We start from the raw sequence: 18,440 nt of genomic DNA, 5'->3' as shown, positions 1-18,440 counted from the left end.
TAGCGATGACGACGAGGTGCCGTCTGCCCGGGCGGGCGGTGCCTCTCTCACGTCATAGGGTGGGGGAACCATGAACAAAACACTGAGAAATCCATATGTATACCTGCTCTTCGTCCTGCCGACGCTCGGATTGTACGGTCTGTTTTTCGTATATCCCGTTCTTCAATCGGTTTTCTACGGGCTGACGAACTGGGACGGCTTGACGCCGGCCAAGTACACCGGTTTAGATAACTTCGTGAAAGCTTTTAACGACGAGGATTTCTGGATTTCCGTAAAGAACAATATGTACTTCATTTTGTTTTCGCTCTTCGTGCAAGTGCCGCTCATTATTCTATTCTCTCTTCTCATCAGCGGGGTTAAACGTCTCCAAGGATTTTATAAGACGACGGTATTTCTTCCGTCCATCCTATCGACTTCGATTATCGGGATTTTGTGGGGTTTCATGTATCATCCGAGTATCGGATTGTTCAACAATTTCCTCGGCTGGTTCGGCCTTGAGCCGATCTACTGGCTGTCGGATACGAAATGGGCGATGCTGTCCATTCTCGTCACTAACGCCTGGCAATGGATGGGTTTCTACATCGTGCTGGTACTTGCGGCCATTCTGGCTATTCCGAAAGAAATCAACGAAGCGGCGGAGATCGACGGAGCTACGGGATTCCAGAGAGCTTACCGGATTACGACGCCGCTCATTATGCCCGTTATATCTGTAGTGGTTATGCTTTCGATCGCCGGCGCGATGCGCGTCGTCGACATCGTACTCGTCATGACGAACGGCGGACCTGCGGGTGCGACCGAGGTTATGGCCTCGTATATGGTTAACAAAGCGCTTAGATACGGTCAATACGGTTACGGTACCGCCCTTTCGATTATGATCTTCGTGATTGCCTTGTTGCTGACGGCGATCTACCAAATCGTATTTGCCAGACGGCAGGAAAGGATCGAGTACTAATGCCAAAAGTCATCAAAAAGATCTTGCCCCATCTGGTGCTGCTCGTCTACGTCTTCGTCATTTTGTTCCCGTTCGTATTTGTCGTGTTCTCGTCCTTGAAGGAATCGAACGACCAGATCGTTAACGCTCCGTTCGGGTTCCCGGTGCAGATGGCATTCGACAACTACGCGGACGCCTGGAGCCAAGCGAAAATCAGCAAGTACTTCTTCAACAGCGCGTACTTGGCGGTCGGTTCGGCGGTATCCTCGATTCTTATCGCGGCGGCGACGGCTTATGCCCTTGCCCGTATGAGAATCGTCAAGGTCAGCAAAGCGATCTACCAGTTCATTTTGCTTGGCATGCTGATTCCCGGGAACGTCTTGTTCATCGCGCAATACATTCTCATTCAGAAGCTGGGACTGCTCGATACGCACTGGGCGCTGTATTTGCCCTATACGGCCGGCGCGCTTCCGTTCAGCGTACTGCTGATCGTCGCCTTCATGAAGGCGATCCCGTCCGAGATGGAAGAAGCGGCGATCGTGGACGGACTCGGAGTCGTCCGCTCGTTCATCCTGATTATTGTGCCTTTGACAATGCCGGCTCTCGTGACTGTCTTCATCATCAACTTGCTCGGCAACTGGAACGAGTACTTACTCGCGAACTTCTTTATCAGCAAAGACGCGCTCAAGACGCTTCCTACCGGGATGGTCGGTTTCCGCGACGCATTCCAGACGAGTTACCCGCTCGTATTTACGGGCGTCGTCATCAGCGTGGCTCCGATCATCGTGATCTACGCGTTCCTGCAGCGGACCATCATCGAAGGTCTGACCGCGGGCAGCGTCAAAGGCTGATTCCTTGCGAAACGCCGGACAGGCTTCGGCTGCGGCAGGACCCGGCGCAAATCTTCCTCGGGGGATTTGCGCTTTTTGGCGTATGCGGCTTATGATGAGGGGAGAATATCGGCACAGGAAAGGAGGGCGGACCGTGATCGTTCATTCGTTCCCGCCGATCATCGACGAAGGCTGCACAATGCTCGTTCTGGGCAGCATGCCGGGCGCCGCGTCGCTCAAGGCTCACCGGTACTACTGGAATCCCCGCAATTACATGTGGCGGATTTTATACGCTTTGTTCGGCGACGGGGGAGAGCCCGACGAGAGCTACGACAGTCGGATCGCGTTCGCGCTCCGCAGCGGCGTCGCTCTGTGGGATACGATCGCCAGCTGCGAGCGGAAGGGCAGCTTGGACAGCGAAATCCGGGAGGCGATTCCGAACGATATCCCGGGCCTGCTGGCCGCTTACCCGAACGTGCGCGCGATCGTCTGCAACGGCACGAAGTCGTTCTCGGAACTGAACAAGCATTTCGGCGAACATCCCGAGGTTCGCAAGCGGGAGCTGCTGCGGCTGCCGTCGACAAGCCCGATTCCGACGCGGGATTATCGGGGGCTGGAAGACCGTCTGGAAGCTTGGAAGCGACTGTTGGAAATAGGAGAAAAGGGCTGATCTGCAAGCGGAGTTGCTTAAGATAATCGATACTTAAAGAAAGGGGTATGTGCCTCCCGGAGACTGCCTCATACGCTCCTGAAATCACCTATTAACGGGTTTACCCATTCAGAGTTCAGGAGCGTATAGCATCGGAGGGAGGTACATACCCCTTGCACCTTTAGCGTCGATTATCTTTCATAGCAACTTGTAACGCTTATTGATCGGCCCTTCGTTATTTCGTCAGTTGCTCCATCTGCTCGATCAGGCCTTCGAACACGCTCATCGCCTGGCGAATCGGCTCCGGCGAAGACATGTCGACGCCGGCCTTCTTCAGAATGTTGATCGAGTAGTCTTTCCCGCCGCTTCTCAGGAAGCCGAGATAACGGTCGACGGCGGGCTGGCCTTCGTCGAGAATCTGCTTCGCGAAGCTCGTCGCCGCAGAGAAGCCGGTCGCGTACTTGAAGACGTAGAAGCTCGTGTAGAAATGGGGAATGCGCGCCCACTCCATCTCGATGTCCTTGTCGACGACCATGCCCTCGCCGTAGTATTTCACGTTCAAGTCGTAGTAGATCGAGCTGAGCTCTTGAGGCGTCAGCGCTTCGCCCTGCTCCGCTTTCGCATGAATGATTCTCTCGAACTCCGCGAACATCGTCTGACGGAACACCGTCGTGCGGAATTGATCGGCGTAATAGGTGAGCAGGTACATTTTTTCCTTCGGATCGGTCGACTTGCCCAGCAGATAGTCCATCAGCAGCGCTTCGTTCAGCGTGGAAGCGACCTCGGCCAGGAAGATCGTGTACTGCGCGTCGCGGTACTCGTTGCTCTCGTCCGAGAAGTACGAGTGAAGGGCGTGGCCCATCTCGTGCGTGAGCGTGAACATGCTGTTCAGGTTGTCGTTATGGTTGAGCAGAACGTACGGGTGCGTGCCGTAGGCGCCCCAGCTGTACGCGCCGCTGCGCTTGCCCTGGTTCTCGTAGATGTCGATCCAGCCTCCGTCGAAGCCTTCTTGCAGCACTTTGCGATAGTTGTCGCCGAGCGGCGCAAGGCTGTCGTACACCGTTTTCTTCGCTTCCTCGTAGGTGATGTTCAGGTCGAACTCTTCGACAAGCGGAGCGAACAGATCGTACATATGTAATTCGTCCAGCTTAAGCAGCTTCTTGCGCAGCTCCATGTAGCGGTGCATCAGCGGCAAAAATTCGTGAATCGTCGAGATCAGGTTGTCGTAGACCGATTGCGGGATGTTGTCCCCGAACAGCGACATTTCCAGGGCGGAAGGATAATTCCGGGCTTTGGCGTAAAACTGGTTTTTCGTCACATTGGCGTTCAAGGTCGCGGCCAGCGTGTTGCGCCATTTGCCGTACGTGTCGTACATCGCTTGGAAGGCTTCCCGTCTGACGTCCCGGTTTTTGCTCTCCAGAAACTGAATGTAGCGGCCGTGCGTCAGCTCGACTTCTTCGCCTTGCTCGTTCTTGATCTTGGGGAATTTCAGATCCGCGTTGTTCAGCATGCCGAAGATCGTGCCCGGCGCTTGCGATACGTTGCCGACTTGGGCCAGCAGCGCTTCTTCGTTCTTGGAGAGCGTATGGGGCTTCTGGCGAAGCATCTCTTCCAGCGAGCGCTTGTATTTGGCCAGCGACGAATCGGCGATCAGCTCGGTGAGCTGGCCCTCGGACAGGCTGAGAATTTCGGGCGTGATGAACGAAGTCGCTTCGCCGACTTCCACGCCGAGCTTCTTGGATTTGTCGGACAGCGCTTGATACTTGGGAGCGGCCATGTCTTCGTGATGGCGCATGTTCGCGTACACGTAGAGACGTTCGGTCAGCAGGGAGATTTCGTCGTCGAGCGCAAAACAGCGGGCGATGGCGTCGGCGTCCTTCAGCTTGCCCTGGTAGCCGGCGATTTCGCCGATCAGCTTCTTGACTTGACTGTACTCTGCATCCCAGGCTTGCTCGTTCGAATACAGGTCCTCGAGCTTCCAGCGGTGCTCCTGAGGCACTTCGGATCTGACGGCGACTTGTTTCATGGACATATTCAACCTCCTGAATGATGGATCGTAATCGGCCGAGACGGCGGTGCACAGCAAAGACAGGACCGCGACCGACGCGGTCAGCGGCAGGACGAACTTCCTCATGGCGGGCCTCCGGTGTTGGAATAAGTTTCCGGAGTAGTATGCCCTCGCTAGGCGCCGATAATGAAGAAGTTATACACGATCAGGAAAAAGGCGAACAGCACGAGCACGATCGAAAGGATGGCCATCGGTCGGCGCATTCGATCGGGAAGGCGGTCGCGGGTCAGGATCAGTACGACGGCTAAGGAGAAAGACGAGATAATAAAGATAAGAGTGGCTTCGGTATTCATCGGGGACGGACTCCTTTGCAATCGTAACTATTCGGAATGAACCGGGTTAGATCGATTTCAATTTCTCCAGCGTGTTGCGCAGTCCTTCTTCGCCGTCGGGGAAGTCCTCGGGCAGAAACCGCTTCCCGGCCCAATCCATCATCTCCGGACGGCTGAGGAATCGGTGGCAGGTTTCGCCCCATTGCTCGGATATTTCGCGGACGACAAGCGTTTTGCCTTGAACTTCTACAGTCAGCATATTGTAGTTGTCGTGCTTATAGACGGTATGTTTGGCGAACATAGGACACTCCTGGGCTAGGGCAGCTAATGCCGTTTTTTTCATCATAGAAGAGTTCTACAGAGAAATCAATGTAACGCTGGAAAATCGAGGGTTGACAGAAGCGGCCGACTATGGGAATCTACATAGAAATCCGCCGAGGGCGGATGGAGCAATTAGACGAGTTGAGACGAGTTTGACGAGACGAGAGGAGAAGAGAATCGAATGACAAATGAAAAAGCCGTGCCGGCGTACCCGCAGACGGGTGTCGCCTCGACCTGCCGTTCGTTCGACGAGTATTGCGCCATGTTCCGGTTGAAGCCTGCGGATCTGAAGGGACCTGTGCTCGACGTCGCGGGAGGAGCCTCCTCCTTCACCGCGAATTTGCACGCGAAGGGCGTGCGGGCGATGGCTGCGGATCCCTTCTATGAAGGACTCACGGACGAGATCATTGCGACGGGATACAAGGAGATCGAGGTCGCTTCGGCCAAGATCGCTGCGATGGTCGCAAGCTTCGATTGGAGCTATTATGGCTCCCCGGAACGCCAGCGCGAAATCCGGGAACGCTCCATGGCGCTGTTCGCTGAAGATTTCCGCAGGGAAGACGCTTGGACCCGGTACTTCGCGGCCGCTCTTCCCAGTCTGCCTTTCGAGGACGATACGTTCGAACTGGCCTTGTGCAGCCACTTTCTGTTTCTGTACGCCGACACCTTCGACGAGCGCTTCCATGCGGCCGCGCTGCGGGAACTCATCCGCGTGCTTCGTCCCGGTGGGGAGCTAAGAATATATCCGCTTGTCACATTGAAGTGGGAAAAATACCCTTATATGGAGCGGGTTCTTGGAGAACTGGAGGAGATCGCTTCCCATGAGTTCCTCCCGGCCGGATTGCCTTTTACGCCGGTTCGCAGCCCTCTGCTGAAACTGGTGAAAAAGGCCGGTCCGACGGGCTGAGACGTTCGGTTGGAACCCGTTTTAGGCGGCCTGAATATCTTGCAGAAAAGGGTAATTTCGGTTATAATCATCGTATTCGCCGATCGACGGCGAGATTTTAGGAGGTTTTTCATTTGAGAGGAACAGTAAAATGGTTTAACGCAGAAAAAGGATACGGCTTTATCTCCGTAGAAGACGGCAACGACGTATTCGTTCACTTCTCCGCCATCCAAGGCGAAGGCTTCAAAACTTTGGAAGAAGGCCAAGAAGTCGAATTCGAAATTACGCAAGGCAATCGCGGTCCTCAAGCTTCTAACGTGGTTAAACTGTAAGTTCCGCGAGCGGACTTACTTCTCATATCACGAAACAGCGGCAAAACCCCTGGTGATCCACGATCTACCGGGGGTTTTGCTGTTTTTATATGGTCGACTGCCGGGCTCTGCCTGCTCTGCGTGGCATGCTTGCGGCGGCCGGAAGGGAGCGTCGCGGGGAAAAGTCGTGGGGGTGACCTGCTCCAGAATACGGGTTCTCGGCACCCCCTTTGACCGTAAGGCCGCTAAAATGGTAAACTTATTGGTGATTTTTATCGATACTTATGTTCCCCGGGGGTACAAAGTCATGCCAAAATTCAAGCTGTTCGCCGACCGTAAAGGCAAGGCGGACCAAGCTAAAAACAATCGTTTCGTGAAGCTGGCACGCGAAATCTACGTGCAAGCGCGCAGGGGCGGGCCGAATCCTGAATCCAATTACGGACTCAGAAGCGCCATCGCCAGCGCTCGCGCGATCCAGATGCCGGCCGACAATATTGAAAGAGCGATCAAGAAAGCCGCCGGAGCCGCGGACGGCGACGATTACGAGGAAATCATGTACGAAGGGTACGGTCCCGGAGGCGTGGCGATCATGGTGAAATGCCTGACCGACAACCGCAATCGGACCGCGTCCGACGTTCGCGCGATTTTCGGCAAGCGCGGCGGCAACTTGGGCGAATCGGGATGCGTATCGTATATGTTCGATCATAAAGGGTTGCTCGTCGTCGCCCGTGACGAAGACACTCCGGACGAAGACAGCTTTATGATGGAGGCGCTGGAAGCCGGAGCGGAGGATGTCGTCAGCAGCGACGAGAGCTTCGAGGTGCTGACAACGCCGGAAGATTACGAAGCGGTCAAGAACAAGCTGGAAGAAGCCGGCTACAAATTCGAGACGACGAGCGTTCGCTGGCTTCCGCAAAACACGGTGGCGGCGGAAGGCGAGAACGCCGAGAAGCTGATGAAGATGATGGACGCGTTCGAGGACAACGACGACGTGCAGGACGTGTACCACAACTTCGAGATCAGCGACGACGAGATGAGCCGCATCGGTTAATTCCGACTCGCGAAGCTTGCGCTTGAATTGTGAAGGGGACAAGCCCGCAGCAAAGCAGGCCAACCGGACTTCAGGTCGGCCATACAAAACGAAAGAGGCCGTGAGGCCTCTTTTTGCTGAGTGCAGGTTGGGAACGCGCCGTTATTTGGCTCCGGCAGGCTCCAGCATATGAACCTTATCGATCGTGCCGCCGCCGAGGCAGACTTCGCCGTCGTAGAAGACGACCGCTTGTCCGGGCGTGATCGCCTTCTGGGGCGCGTCGAACACGACGTCGTACGCGCCGTCGCCCAGCGGCTTCAGCGTTACGCCCTGGTCGGGCTGACGGTAGCGGAACTTCGCCGTGCAGCGAACTGGAAAGGACGGCTCGTCCGGGCTGATCCAGTTGACTCCGGCGGCTGTCAAGCCAACCGAGTAGAGGCTGTGATGGGCATCGCCTTGAACGACGTACAGGGTGTTCGTCTCCAAGTCCTTGCTCGCGACGAACCACGGTTCGCCCGTGCCGGAGCCGCCGATGCCGAGCCCTTGCCGCTGGCCGAGCGTGTAATACATCAGGCCGTCGTGGCGGCCCTTCGTTTCTCCGCTGACGATATCGACCATATTGCCCGGCTTGGCGGGCAAGTATTGGCTCAGAAATTCTTTGAAGTTGCGCTCGCCGATAAAGCAGACGCCGGTGCTGTCCTTCTTCTTGGCCGTGTAGAGGCCGAATTCCTCGGCGATTCTGCGGACGTCCGGCTTCTGCAGATGGCCGATCGGGAACATGGCCCGAGACAGCTGCGCCTGATTCAGCGCATGCAGGAAGTAAGTCTGATCCTTGTTCGAGTCGACGCCCCGGAGCAGCTCGTATTTGCCGTCCCGCTGCTCGAGCCTCGCGTAGTGCCCGGTCGCGATCGCGTCCGCTCCGAGCTCCAGCGCCTTCTGCAGAAATTCGCCGAACTTGATCTCGCGGTTGCACATCACGTCCGGATTGGGCGTTCTGCCCGCCCGGTATTCCGCGAGAAAATATTCGAACACCTTATCGTAATATTCCTGCTCGAAATTAACGGTATAATAAGGGATTCCGATCTGGTTGCACACCCGCCGCACGTCTTCCGCGTCTTCCTCCGCCGTGCAGACGCCGAACTCGTCGGTATCGTCCCAGTTTTTCATAAATACCCCGACCACGTCGAAACCTTGCTTTTTCAACAGCAACGCGGTCACCGAGGAGTCTACGCCTCCGGACATGCCGACGACGACGCGTACTTTGGAAGGGTCCGGGAACCGCGTCTCCAGCGATGCCGTTAAGGCTTCTAGATTGTTCATCCGCATCATCTCCTTGCCGCCTTCCGGACAACCCGTTTGCGGATCGGGCCTCCCGGCGGCTTTTGCTTCAACCTGCTTGGATCTATTTTAGCACAAACCTCGTTATTTCTCACAATCGTCCGGGCGTTTCATGAATATGTCACGTTTTTTTTGCCCAAAAAGAGAATAGTTGTGATAACATATATTTATTATGGGGATACCCTCCATTCCGATTCCGTAATCAAGTTCGGAATCTTCACAATCGGGTATCAGACAACTTAATCTATGCTGACGGCATGATGAAAGCAGGTGTTCGATTTGAAAATTTCGACCAAAGGCCGCTACGGCTTGACGATCATGATGGAACTTGCGGCCAAATTCGGCGAAGGGCCGATTTCACTAAAAAGCATCGCGGAGAAAAACGGTCTTTCCGAGCATTATTTGGAGCAGCTGATCGCTCCGCTTCGCAACGCGGGCCTGGTCAAAAGCGTGCGCGGGGCGTACGGAGGCTACATTCTTTCGAAGGATCCGGAGACGATCTCGTCCGGAGACGTCATCCGCATTCTCGAAGGGCCGATCAGCCCGGTGGACTTTACCGAGGAAGACGATCCGGCCAAGCGCGATCTGTGGCTGCGAATTCGCGACAGCATCGCTAAGGTGCTCGACTCGACGACGCTGCACGACCTGATCACGTTCAAGGGCGAGGACAAGCTCGACAACTATATGTTTTACATCTAGGGTGAGGGTTCGAGAAATGAATTCTATTTATTTCGACCATGCGGCGACCACGCCGATGCATCCCGCGGCGATCGAAGCTTACGTGGAAGCGGCGTCGGCGGGACCGAGCAATCCGTCCAGCCTTCATGCTGCCGGCCGCGCGGCGAGAGAGCGAATCTCCGCGGCGCGGGATGCGATCGCGGAATTGCTGGGCTGTTCCCCGGCGGAGATCGTCTTCACGGGCAGCGGAACCGAGAGCGACAATTCGGCGCTGTTCGGCGCCGCCCGCGCGCAGCGGGAGAGAGGGCGCACCGGAATCGTCACGACGGCGGTCGAGCATCACGCGGTGCTGAACGCCTGCCGCCGGCTTGAGGCCGAAGGCTTCGCGCTGACGGTGCTGCCCGTGGACAAGTACGGCCGGGTAAGTCTCGAGGACGCCGAGACGGCCATTGGAGACGATACCGCGGTCGTCAGCGTCATGGCCGGCAACAATGAGACCGGCACGCTGCAGCCGATCGCCGAGATCGGAGAGCTCGCTCGCCGCCGCAAGGCGCTGATGCATGTCGACGCGGTGCAGGCGTTCGGTTACTTGCCGCTGAATCTGCGCGAGCTGCCGATCGACCTGCTGAGCGTATCCGCCCACAAAATCAACGGCCCGCAAGGCGTAGGCCTGTTATACGTGCGCAGAGGAACGCCTTGGCTGCCTTTGCTTCACGGGGGCTCCCAGGAGCGCAGCCGCAGAGCCGGAACGGAGAACGTCGCCGGCATTGCGGCTTTCGCTGCGGCGGCGGACGTTGCCCTCAAGGAACGGGCGAGTCGCTGGGAACGCGCCGAGAGCGTGAGGGCCGAGGCTCTGAGGCAATTGTCCGCGCAGATCGGATCGGGAAGTTTCGTCGTAAACGGCCATCCGGACGACCGGCTTCCCCATGTGCTGAACGTTAGTTTTCCAGGCATTTCCTCCGAAAGCATGCTGATGAATTTGGATCTCGCGGGCATCGCCGCCTCCGGCGGTTCCGCGTGCAATTCGGGCTCCCTGAAACCTTCCCATGTGCTCGAGGCCATGAATCTTCCTTCCGACAGAATCGGTTCCGCGGTACGTTTCAGCTTCGGTTTGGGCAATACTATAGATCAGGCCGAAAAAATGGCGAAAATTATTGCAACTATTTCAGCGCGTTATGCGTAATACATAACAAGACGCTGAGGTCAGGAGCCCGCATGTTTCAAGTGGAGCGCATTCTAGGTTTGCCGGTGCTGCTCGAGAGCGGCAAGAGCGTCGGGAAAATCAAGGATTTGTGGTTCGACGAATTTTGGCGGCTGGTCGGCATCGTGTTGGACAGGTATACGCGATCCGGGCTGTTCCGCAAATTGTCCAAGATTGTCTACTGGAAAGATATCGTTCATCTCGGCGAAGACGCTTTGTTGATTCGCAACGGTGCGGCTGTCGCGTCCATTAACGGCAATGAGCTGCTGCGGACGTTCCATTCCGGGGTCGTCCGATTGAAGGATATGCCGGTCTATACGATTGAAGGACAATATTTAGGCAAAGTCTCGGATGTTTATTTTAAGCCGTCCGAGGGTACACAAATAGTAGGATACGAGTTGACGGACGGTTTTCTCGCGGACGTGCTGGAAGGAAGGCGGAAGCTGATTCTGCCCGAAGCGCCGGACAAGATGACATTGGGCAACGATGCGATATTTGTGCCGGCATCGTACGAGCGGATTCTGACGAGAGAGCCTACGCGGAAAGTGACAGGTGAAGACGGATGATGAGATGTCCGAATTGCAGTTCCAAAGATATCGGTAAAATCGGTTCCCATCAATTTTATTGCTGGAGCTGCTTTATCGAGCTGACGGTCAACGGAGAGAAGATGTCGGTCTACCAGGTGGAAGAGGACGGCACTCTGAGCTCGCTTGACGATTTGTTCTTCGACGAGCCGATCCCGGCTCACATTCATGCCAACGGCATGTAATCGAGAGCGAAAAGCGCTCCGCCCTTAACGAGGGCGGAGTTCTTTTTTTTATGGCTGGCCGTCCGCGCCAAGCGACGAAAGGCTCCGTGCAGAGGCTGGTTTACGCCGGAGGACAAGTGCATATACTGGAAGGGAATGCCCGTCCTGCGGATGCGGCCGTCTTAAGGGGGAGTGCGGAGATGGAGACGTTCACGAAGAGCCGCCTGTTTCGGGTGCTCGTATACACGATCCTCCTGCTGGTCGTCATGTTCCTGATCGTGCTCGTGCGTCCGATGCTGATGTCGGTGTACGACTTTCTCAAAGCGGTGCTGGCTCCTTTTCTCGTGGCCATGATCATTTCCTATACGTTGAATCCGGTCGTCAACATGCTGCACGACCGCAAAGTTCCGCGCACGGCCGCGGTGCTGCTCATCTATGCCGTCTTCCTCTCCGTGTCCGTCGTCATCCTGATGAACGTCATTCCGATGTTCATGAACCAGGTGGAGGAGTTGAACGAGCATATGCCCGAGCTGACGATGAGGGCGCAAGGGCTGGTCGACCGTTTCAACAACAACAACGTGCTGCCGGAAGCGGTCAGAGACGGCATCAATCGGTCGATCGGGACGCTGGAGAAACGGATCGAGCAGTGGATCGCGAATTTCCTCAACAATATCGACTCCGTCGTTAACGTGCTGTTTATCGTGATGATTGTGCCTTTTCTCGCTTTCTATATGATGAAGGACCTGGACGTATTCGAACGCGCCGCCCTGCAGTACGTGCCCCGGGCGAGGCGCAAGCATGCGGTAAGGCTGCTGAAGGACATCGACGCGGCGCTCGGCAGCTACATTCGCGGTCAACTGATCGTGTCCGTCTGCGTCGGGGTGCTCGCGTACATCGGCTACTTGATCATCGGCATGCCTTATCCGCTGCTGATGGCCGGATTCGTCTCTCTGTTCGATATTATTCCGTACCTCGGCCCGTTTTTCGGTGCGCTGCCCGCGCTCATCATGGCTACGACAATCTCGTGGAAAATGGTGCTGATGGTCATCGTCGTAAACATGATCTGCCAAAACCTCGAGAGCAACGTCATCAGTCCCCAGGTCGTCGGAAAATCGATGAAAATGCACCCGCTCACGATCATTCTCGTGCTCCTGATCGGGGGGGAGCTGGCGGGCATCGTCGGCATGATATTGGCAGTTCCGTTCTATGCGGCGATGAAGGTGGTCGTGCAGCACGTGTCCGCTTACTACATTCATCGAAAAACCGTTTGACAGCGCCGAACGGGGTTGACTATAATTTTATGAGACGTAACACCCTATTACGCGACACGATATCGCGCAACACGTTGACGAAGCATAAGTACCTTGCAGTCCGCATCGCCAGAGAGAAGATTTCTTGCCCGGAACGCCGGATACCGCCGGCAGCGCCGCAGGCATGGCTGGGAAAATCTTCGTTGCGAAGGGCGTGGGAAGCTCGCTTCGGAGTGCGGATGCAAATCCGCCGGCCAGGACCGTTATCCCGTCAGAGGAGATCGCTTCCGCGGAAGCGATAACCAGGGTGGTACCGCGAAGCTATTCGTCCCTGATTTTGGGGGCGTTTTTTTATTTTTTTCGACAGAGCCGAGGAGGAATACCGAATCATGAAACCGATGAAAGCAGCAGAAATACGCAGCAAGTGGCTGGACTTCTTCGCCAGCAAGGGCCATAAGATCGAGCCGAGCTCTCCGCTCGTTCCCCATAACGATCCGTCGTTGCTCTGGATCAATGCCGGAATGGCGCCGCTTAAGCCATACTTCGACGGGCGGGTGATCCCGGAAAATCCGCGCATCGCCAACTCGCAGAAGTGCATTCGCACGAACGATATCGAGAACGTGGGCAAGACGCGCCGTCACCATACCTTTTTCGAGATGCTCGGCAACTTTTCCATCGGAGACTACTTCAAAGAAGAGGTGATCACCTGGGCATGGGAGTTTCTGACGAGCCCGGAGTGGATCGGCTTCGATCCGGAGCGGTTGTCCGTCACCGTCTACCCGGAGGACGAGGAAGCTTATCGCTACTGGCATGAGAAAATCGGCCTGCCGGCGGAGCGGATCGTCAAGCTGGAGGACAACTTCTGGGATATCGGGGAAGGCCCGTGCGGCCCTTGCACCGAGATTTTCTACGATCGCGGCGACAAATACGGAGATCTGTCCGATCCCGACTGCACGCCGGGAGGCGAGAACGAGCGCTTCCTCGAAGTGTGGAACCTTGTGTTCTCGCAGTTCAACCACAATAAGGACGGCAGCTACACGCCGCTGCCGAACAAGAACATCGATACCGGAGCGGGCCTCGAGCGCTTCGCTTCCATTCTTCAGGACGTCGATTCGAACTTCGACACCGATCTGTTCATGCCGATCATCGAGCGCACGAGCGCGATCGCGGGCGTGAAGTACAAGGCGAACGAAGAGCACGACGTCGCGCTGAAAGTCATTGCCGACCACATCCGCACCGTGGCGTTCTCCGTAGGCGACGGCGTGCTGCCGTCGAACGAAGGCCGCGGCTATATCATTCGCCGCTTGCTGCGCCGCGCCGTCCGTTACGGCAAGGTGCTCGGCATCGACCGTCCGTTCCTGTGGGAGCTGACGCCGACCGTAGGCGAGATTATGGGCGTCTACTATCCGGAAGTGCTGGAGAAGCGCGAATTTATCGAGAAGGTGATCCGCACCGAAGAGGAGCGCTTCCACGAGACGTTGTCCGACGGCTTGACGATTCTCGCCGACCTGTGCGCCAAAGCGCGCGCCGAAGGACGTTCCGAAATTACCGGTCCGGACGCGTTTAAGCTGTACGACACGTACGGCTTCCCGCTTGACTTGACGGAAGACTACGCGACGGAGCAGGGGATGACCGTCGATCGCGAAGGCTTCGACAAGTCGATGCAGGAGCAGCGCGACCGCGCCCGCGCGGCCCGTCAGGAGACGGACAGCATGAAGGTGCAGGGCGGACCGCTGGCGGACTATACGGACAAGAGCGAGTTCGTCGGGTACGATAATCTGTCCGCGGAAGTCCGCGTACAGGCGATCGTGGCGGATAATGAATTCGTAGACGTCGCCGGAGTCGATCAGAAGGTGCTGGTCGTGCTCGACCGCACGCCTTTCTACGCCGAGAGCGGCGGCCAGGTGAGCGACCGCGGCGTGCTGTTCGGAAGCGGCGTCAATGCCGAAGTAACCGGCCTGAGCAAGGCGCCTCACGGCCAGCCGGTGCATCAGGTCGTCGTAACCGGCGGGTTCCTTAAAGTGGGCGACACGCTCACGGCGTCGGTCAACGCTTCGGACCGCGGGGACACGATTCGCAACCATACGGCGACGCACTTGCTGCACAGGGCGCTCAAGGACGTGCTCGGCGAGCATGTCAATCAAGCGGGCTCGCTCGTCGAGCCGGAGCGGCTGCGCTTCGACTTCTCGCACTTCGGCGCGGTAACGTCGGAAGAGCTGGCCGAGATCGAGCGCCGCGTCAACGAGCAGATCTGGATCGGCACGGAGCTGGACATCAGCCTGAAGCCGATCGCCGAAGCGAAGGCGATGGGCGCGATGGCCCTGTTCGGCGAGAAGTACGGCGACATCGTCCGCGTCGTCCGCGTCGGCGATTACAGCCTGGAGCTGTGCGGAGGGTGTCACGTGCGCAACACGTCGCAGATCGGGCTGTTCAAGCTCGTCAGCGAAGGCGGCATCGGCTCCGGGGTGCGCCGGATCGAAGCGGTCACCGGACGCCAGGCTTACGCGTATCTCGACGATCAGCTGGGCTTGTTGAAAGACGCGGCCGCGCTGTTGAAGAGCTCCGTCGCCGACGTGCCGAGACGCGTCGAAGCGCTGCAAGGCGAGCTGCGCCAGGCGCAGCGCGATAACGAGTCGCTGCAAGGCAAGCTGAGCCGTCTGGAAGCGGCGGAGCTCGTCGCCTCTGCCAAGAAGGTGGGCGAAGTGACGCTGCTGGCTGCGCAAGTGAACGCCGGAGGCATGGATGCGCTTCGGGGCATGGCGGACGAATTGAAGCTGAAGCTGGGCTCTGCGGTGCTGGTGCTCGGAGCGGTGGAAGGCGAGAAAGTGAACCTGATCGTCGCGGTGACGCCGGATCTGGTGAAGCAAGGCTTCCACGCCGGCAAGCTGATCAAGGAAGTCGCGGCGATCTGCGGAGGTGGCGGCGGCGGCAAGCCGGAGCTGGCCCAAGCCGGGGGCAAAGATCCGTCGAAGCTGTCCGAGGCGCTGAAGGCGGCCGAAGGCCTCGTGCTGGCGCAGATTTCGTAAGCCACTAATTTCCTGTCGAACCGAGATTGTGTTATGATGAGAATAAGAGCTTGGAGTTAGCCATTGAAAGCGAGGTGCTGGAGATGAGCACGTCGGATAAAAACCATTTCGATCAAACGATGAAATTCGATGTCGTGGCCGACCCCCGCGAAATTTCGTCGCGCGACATCCTGTTCACGGTGCACGACGCCTTGGTGGAGAAGGAATACAATCCGATCAACCAGATCGTCGGTTACCTGCTGTCCGGAGATCCCGCCTTTATCCCGAGGCACAACAACGCGCGCAGCCTGATTCGCAAGAAGGAGCGCGACGAACTGATCGAAGAGCTCGTTCGCTTCTATCTTCAGCAAAACCGTTGACGATGCGGATCATGGGGCTGGATTACGGGGAAAGACGGATCGGCGTGGCGATGAGCGATCTGTTCGGCTGGACCGCGCAAGGCTTGGAAGTGATCGACAAGAAAGCCGTCGCCGATTCGGATGCGCGCATCGCGGAGCTGATCGGGCAGTACGAGGTCGGGGAGATCGTCGTCGGATTGCCGAAGAACATGAACGGCACGATCGGGCCGAGTGGGGAAAATTGCATCGCATTCGCGGAACGGCTTCGGCAAAAGCTAGAATTGCCGGTACGGCTATGGGATGAAAGGCTGACAACAGTATCCGCGGAGCGGACGCTGCTCGAAGCGGACGTAAGCCGGAACAAGCGCAAACAAGTCATCGACAAGATGGCGGCGGCGATCCTGCTGCAGAGCTATCTTGATTCGGTATCGAAACGAGGGGATCTTCCATGACGGATTTGAATCATAATGAAGAAGAAGCGGAATTGATCTACATTACGGACGAAGAAGGCAACGACGAACCGTTCGAAGTTGTCATGCGCTTCGAGCTCGACGACGGCACGGACCGCAAGTATATGATGGTCGTGCCGGCCGAGGAGAACGGGGACGAAGAGCAGGAAGTGTTCGCTTTCCGCTACGACGAGGACAACGAAGGCGAAATCAAGCTGTATCCGATCGAAGATCCGGCGGAATGGGATATGGTCGAGGAGACGTTCAATACGCTGATCGGGGAGTTCGGAGAAGCCGATGACTGATATTCGCGACGCCGACCCGTCTCCGGCGGTTGGGTTGAGCGAACGTTACGGAGACAGCGTCGAACTGCTCGCCGACGACGGCGAGACTCTGACTTATCGCATCGCTGCGGAATTGTCCGTCGGAGGCAGCCGTTATGCGGTTCTGCAGACGAAAGAGATGCAGCGGGACGACGAGATTGAAGTGTTCAAAATCGTCGCCAATTCGGACGGCGAGGTCGAGCTTGAATCCGTCGCGGACGAGGAAGAATGGGAGCTTGTCGCCGAAGCCTTCGACGATTCGCAGTTCGGCAGCGACGAACGGCCGTAGAGATCATCGATCGAAGAGCGGGCGACCGCTCTTTTTCTTGGTGACGACAGGTTTGCTGGAGGGGAAATAGCTTGAATAGAGACGATGAACCGACTACGGGATGGAGATCCATATACGGAGACAAGACGACGGACGACGGCAACAGGCCGCAGGACAGGAAGGAAACGGCGGCGGCGACCGAGAGCGGCGGGCTGCCGCAGCTGTCCCGTTCGGCGGCTTCGCGTTCGGAGGGCCCGGGCTGGGGATCGGCGGCGGATCGATCCGCCGCCGGCGAGCCTTCCCGGCAAGAGCCGAATGCGAAAACGACTTCCGTTCCGGCCGTGCGGCGGCGCAAGCCGAAAGTGCTGCTCTGGTCGTTCCTGATCGCGCTGAGCCTGGTGCTGGCGATGGTGGGAGGAGCTCTGTTTTATGCATGGAACGGCCTGAGACCGGCTCCGGAGGCTTCCGCTCCGGTGAAATTCACGATTACTTCCGGTATGCGCGCCCAGAAGGTTGCCGAATTGCTGGAGGAACAAGGACTTATCCGTAACGCTTTTCTTTTTAGCAGTTGGTTGAAGGTCGAAGGGGAAGGCTCGCGGTTTCAGGCGGGAGAGTACGAGCTGACGCCGGGCATGACCCGCGAAGAAATCGTGGCCAAGCTGAACAAAGGGGATACGGTCGCCGCCGAGACGATCAAGTTTACGATTCCCGAAGGCTTCACCGTGTCGCAGATCTCGGAGCGGCTTGCGGAGAAGGCGGGCGTGGACAAGGAGAAGTTCATGGAGGCGGCGAACAAGCCGGAGCTGTGGACCGGGTCCATCTGGACGAAGGGACTGCCAAGCGACGGAAGCCTCCGCTATCCGCTGGAAGGCTACCTGTTCCCGGAAACCTACGAGATGAAGGCAGGCAGCACGGAGACGGAAGTCATCAACCGCATGCTTGCCGAGCTGGACCGCAAGCTGGACCAGCTGCCGGAGGATTGGCTGGGAGTCCTGGAGGAACGAGGGCTGACGGTGCACCAGCTGCTGACGATCGCATCCTTGGTGGAGCGCGAAGTCGTCGCGGACGAGGAGCGGCCGATCGTCTCCGGCGTCATTCAAAACCGGCTTAAGAAGAAGATGCCGCTTCAGATCGACGCGACGGTGCAATACTTGCTTGACAAGCAGAAGGAGCGGCTGCTCGAAGCGGATCTGAAGGTGAACAGCCCTTATAATACGTACTTGAATCAAGGGCTGCCTCCGGGACCGATCGCCACGCCGAGCTTAAAGTCGATCGAAGCCGCTCTGTACCCGGATCAGACCGAATATCTGTATTACGTGACGAAGAAGGACGGAACGAACACCCACCTCTTCGCCGAAACTTACGCCCAGCACCAGAAGAATATCAAGCTGAGCGAGAAGAACGTCGAACAATAACATCCGCATTCCCGCGAATGCGCGCCGACCCGGCGAACCGTTCCGCAGCATCTTCGAGATGTTCCGGGACGGCTCGCCGGGTCGAAGATTTCCCGGAGGTGCATTTCC

Annotated in this window: 21 protein-coding genes; 17 read left to right on the top strand and 4 right to left on the bottom strand. The window is 57.3% G+C overall.

All coding sequences use genetic code 11. From position 1 onward, the window contains the following. Window positions 1-70 precede the first annotated feature (70 nt). The 3 genes from ACESLM_RS25110 to ACESLM_RS25100 all read left to right on the top strand — a co-directional run bounded on the left by ACESLM_RS25110 (window position 71) and on the right by ACESLM_RS25100 (window position 2,431). On the top strand, window positions 71-952 hold the full coding sequence (locus ACESLM_RS25110) for a carbohydrate ABC transporter permease (RefSeq protein ID WP_094041765.1): 882 nt from the start codon (window positions 71-73) through the stop codon (window positions 950-952). Continuing rightward, window positions 952-1,782 (top strand): carbohydrate ABC transporter permease, encoded by an 831-nt coding sequence (locus ACESLM_RS25105; protein ID WP_372635867.1) that lies wholly within the window; start codon window positions 952-954, stop codon window positions 1,780-1,782. Before ACESLM_RS25110 ends, ACESLM_RS25105 begins: the two co-directional genes overlap by 1 nt. A 133-nt stretch (window positions 1,783-1,915) precedes the next feature. Then, window positions 1,916-2,431: a DNA-deoxyinosine glycosylase gene (locus tag ACESLM_RS25100; protein ID WP_372635864.1), complete on the top strand. Its 516-nt coding sequence runs from the start codon at window positions 1,916-1,918 to the stop codon at window positions 2,429-2,431. Window positions 2,432-2,645: 214 nt separating this feature from the next. Here the strand turns inward: ACESLM_RS25100 and pepF are convergent, their stop codons facing one another. The 3 genes from pepF to ACESLM_RS25085 form a co-directional block, all read right to left on the bottom strand. Beyond that, window positions 2,646-4,436: an oligoendopeptidase F gene (gene pepF, locus ACESLM_RS25095; protein WP_372635905.1), complete on the bottom strand. Its 1,791-nt coding sequence runs from the start codon at window positions 4,434-4,436 to the stop codon at window positions 2,646-2,648. 155 nt (window positions 4,437-4,591) lie between these two features. Beyond that, complete coding sequence (locus tag ACESLM_RS25090; RefSeq protein ID WP_372635862.1) at window positions 4,592-4,771, bottom strand: hypothetical protein; 180 nt, start codon at window positions 4,769-4,771, stop codon at window positions 4,592-4,594. 46 nt (window positions 4,772-4,817) lie between these two features. Further along, window positions 4,818-5,051 carry a hypothetical protein gene (locus ACESLM_RS25085; RefSeq protein WP_372635860.1) on the bottom strand — a complete coding sequence of 78 codons (234 nt, stop codon included), beginning with the start codon at window positions 5,049-5,051 and terminating at the stop codon, window positions 4,818-4,820. 201 nt (window positions 5,052-5,252) lie between these two features. Between ACESLM_RS25085 and ACESLM_RS25080 the strand changes: the two genes are divergently transcribed. From ACESLM_RS25080 to ACESLM_RS25070, 3 genes are all read left to right on the top strand, one after another. Further along, complete coding sequence (locus ACESLM_RS25080; protein WP_372635857.1) at window positions 5,253-5,978, top strand: class I SAM-dependent methyltransferase; 726 nt, start codon at window positions 5,253-5,255, stop codon at window positions 5,976-5,978. A gap of 113 nt (window positions 5,979-6,091) precedes the next feature. Next, a complete protein-coding gene (locus tag ACESLM_RS25075; RefSeq protein ID WP_094041759.1) occupies window positions 6,092-6,289 on the top strand; it encodes a cold shock domain-containing protein in 198 nt (65 codons plus the stop codon). Between the two features lie 286 nt (window positions 6,290-6,575). After that, entirely contained in the window at window positions 6,576-7,319 is a 744-nt protein-coding gene (locus tag ACESLM_RS25070) for a YebC/PmpR family DNA-binding transcriptional regulator (protein WP_372635854.1), read from the top strand. 141 nt (window positions 7,320-7,460) lie between these two features. Here the strand turns inward: ACESLM_RS25070 and mnmA are convergent, their stop codons facing one another. Beyond that, a complete protein-coding gene (gene mnmA, locus ACESLM_RS25065) occupies window positions 7,461-8,618 on the bottom strand; it encodes a tRNA 2-thiouridine(34) synthase MnmA (RefSeq protein WP_372635851.1) in 1,158 nt (385 codons plus the stop codon). A gap of 297 nt (window positions 8,619-8,915) precedes the next feature. Here mnmA and cymR point away from each other — a divergent pair, with 297 nt between their 5' ends. The 11 genes from cymR (at window position 8,916) to mltG (ending at window position 18,332) form a co-directional block, all read left to right on the top strand. Further along, the gene (cymR, locus tag ACESLM_RS25060; protein ID WP_372635848.1) at window positions 8,916-9,335 is read left to right on the top strand and encodes a cysteine metabolism transcriptional regulator CymR; all 420 of its coding nucleotides are present in this window, start codon (window positions 8,916-8,918) and stop codon (window positions 9,333-9,335) included. Window positions 9,336-9,351: 16 nt separating this feature from the next. Further along, entirely contained in the window at window positions 9,352-10,497 is a 1,146-nt protein-coding gene (locus ACESLM_RS25055) for a cysteine desulfurase family protein (protein WP_372635845.1), read from the top strand. 32 nt (window positions 10,498-10,529) lie between these two features. Then, on the top strand, window positions 10,530-11,081 hold the full coding sequence (locus tag ACESLM_RS25050) for a PRC-barrel domain-containing protein (RefSeq protein ID WP_372635842.1): 552 nt from the start codon (window positions 10,530-10,532) through the stop codon (window positions 11,079-11,081). Continuing rightward, window positions 11,078-11,284 (top strand): hypothetical protein, encoded by a 207-nt coding sequence (locus ACESLM_RS25045; RefSeq protein WP_094041753.1) that lies wholly within the window; start codon window positions 11,078-11,080, stop codon window positions 11,282-11,284. The genes ACESLM_RS25050 and ACESLM_RS25045 overlap by 4 nt, the downstream gene beginning before the upstream one ends. A 179-nt stretch (window positions 11,285-11,463) precedes the next feature. Then, on the top strand, window positions 11,464-12,534 hold the full coding sequence (locus ACESLM_RS25040) for an AI-2E family transporter (RefSeq protein WP_372635902.1): 1,071 nt from the start codon (window positions 11,464-11,466) through the stop codon (window positions 12,532-12,534). 377 nt (window positions 12,535-12,911) lie between these two features. After that, window positions 12,912-15,539, top strand: coding sequence for an alanine--tRNA ligase (gene alaS, locus ACESLM_RS25035; protein ID WP_372635899.1), 2,628 nt, complete (start codon window positions 12,912-12,914; stop codon window positions 15,537-15,539). Between the two features lie 83 nt (window positions 15,540-15,622). After that, the gene (locus ACESLM_RS25030) at window positions 15,623-15,898 is read left to right on the top strand and encodes an IreB family regulatory phosphoprotein (protein ID WP_372635896.1); all 276 of its coding nucleotides are present in this window, start codon (window positions 15,623-15,625) and stop codon (window positions 15,896-15,898) included. A gap of 2 nt (window positions 15,899-15,900) precedes the next feature. Beyond that, entirely contained in the window at window positions 15,901-16,329 is a 429-nt protein-coding gene (gene ruvX, locus ACESLM_RS25025) for a Holliday junction resolvase RuvX (protein WP_094041752.1), read from the top strand. Then, entirely contained in the window at window positions 16,326-16,631 is a 306-nt protein-coding gene (locus ACESLM_RS25020; protein ID WP_372635838.1) for a DUF1292 domain-containing protein, read from the top strand. The genes ruvX and ACESLM_RS25020 overlap by 4 nt, the downstream gene beginning before the upstream one ends. Beyond that, a complete protein-coding gene (locus ACESLM_RS25015; protein ID WP_372635835.1) occupies window positions 16,624-16,938 on the top strand; it encodes a DUF1292 domain-containing protein in 315 nt (104 codons plus the stop codon). The genes ACESLM_RS25020 and ACESLM_RS25015 overlap by 8 nt, the downstream gene beginning before the upstream one ends. A 71-nt stretch (window positions 16,939-17,009) precedes the next feature. Beyond that, entirely contained in the window at window positions 17,010-18,332 is a 1,323-nt protein-coding gene (gene mltG, locus ACESLM_RS25010) for an endolytic transglycosylase MltG (protein WP_372635832.1), read from the top strand. Window positions 18,333-18,440 lie beyond the last annotated feature (108 nt).

Source organism: Cohnella sp. (assembly GCF_041641335.1).
Lineage (GTDB): Bacteria > Bacillota > Bacilli > Paenibacillales > Paenibacillaceae > Cohnella.
This window is presented reverse-complemented; position numbering and strand designations above follow the sequence as displayed.

Bases quoted from the DNA above. Each gene is read 5' to 3' on its own strand.
- ACESLM_RS25020 (WP_372635838.1), top strand. From the start codon at position 16,326: ATGACGGATTTGAATCATAATGAAGAAGAAGCGGAATTGATCTACATT.
- ACESLM_RS25050 (WP_372635842.1), top strand. From the start codon at position 10,530: ATGTTTCAAGTGGAGCGCATTCTAGGTTTGCCGGTGCTGCTCGAGAGC.
- ACESLM_RS25105 (WP_372635867.1), top strand. From the start codon at position 952: ATGCCAAAAGTCATCAAAAAGATCTTGCCCCATCTGGTGCTGCTCGTC.
- ACESLM_RS25085 (WP_372635860.1), bottom strand. From the start codon at position 5,051: ATGTTCGCCAAACATACCGTCTATAAGCACGACAACTACAATATGCTG.
- ACESLM_RS25015 (WP_372635835.1), top strand. From the start codon at position 16,624: ATGACTGATATTCGCGACGCCGACCCGTCTCCGGCGGTTGGGTTGAGC.
- ACESLM_RS25040 (WP_372635902.1), top strand. From the start codon at position 11,464: ATGGAGACGTTCACGAAGAGCCGCCTGTTTCGGGTGCTCGTATACACG.
- ACESLM_RS25090 (WP_372635862.1), bottom strand. From the start codon at position 4,771: ATGAATACCGAAGCCACTCTTATCTTTATTATCTCGTCTTTCTCCTTA.
- alaS (WP_372635899.1), top strand. From the start codon at position 12,912: ATGAAAGCAGCAGAAATACGCAGCAAGTGGCTGGACTTCTTCGCCAGC.
- mnmA (WP_372635851.1), bottom strand. From the start codon at position 8,618: ATGAACAATCTAGAAGCCTTAACGGCATCGCTGGAGACGCGGTTCCCG.
- ACESLM_RS25030 (WP_372635896.1), top strand. From the start codon at position 15,623: ATGAGCACGTCGGATAAAAACCATTTCGATCAAACGATGAAATTCGAT.
- ACESLM_RS25055 (WP_372635845.1), top strand. From the start codon at position 9,352: ATGAATTCTATTTATTTCGACCATGCGGCGACCACGCCGATGCATCCC.
- ACESLM_RS25080 (WP_372635857.1), top strand. From the start codon at position 5,253: ATGACAAATGAAAAAGCCGTGCCGGCGTACCCGCAGACGGGTGTCGCC.
- ACESLM_RS25070 (WP_372635854.1), top strand. From the start codon at position 6,576: ATGCCAAAATTCAAGCTGTTCGCCGACCGTAAAGGCAAGGCGGACCAA.
- ACESLM_RS25045 (WP_094041753.1), top strand. From the start codon at position 11,078: ATGATGAGATGTCCGAATTGCAGTTCCAAAGATATCGGTAAAATCGGT.
- pepF (WP_372635905.1), bottom strand. From the start codon at position 4,436: ATGAAACAAGTCGCCGTCAGATCCGAAGTGCCTCAGGAGCACCGCTGG.
- ACESLM_RS25110 (WP_094041765.1), top strand. From the start codon at position 71: ATGAACAAAACACTGAGAAATCCATATGTATACCTGCTCTTCGTCCTG.
- ruvX (WP_094041752.1), top strand. From the start codon at position 15,901: ATGCGGATCATGGGGCTGGATTACGGGGAAAGACGGATCGGCGTGGCG.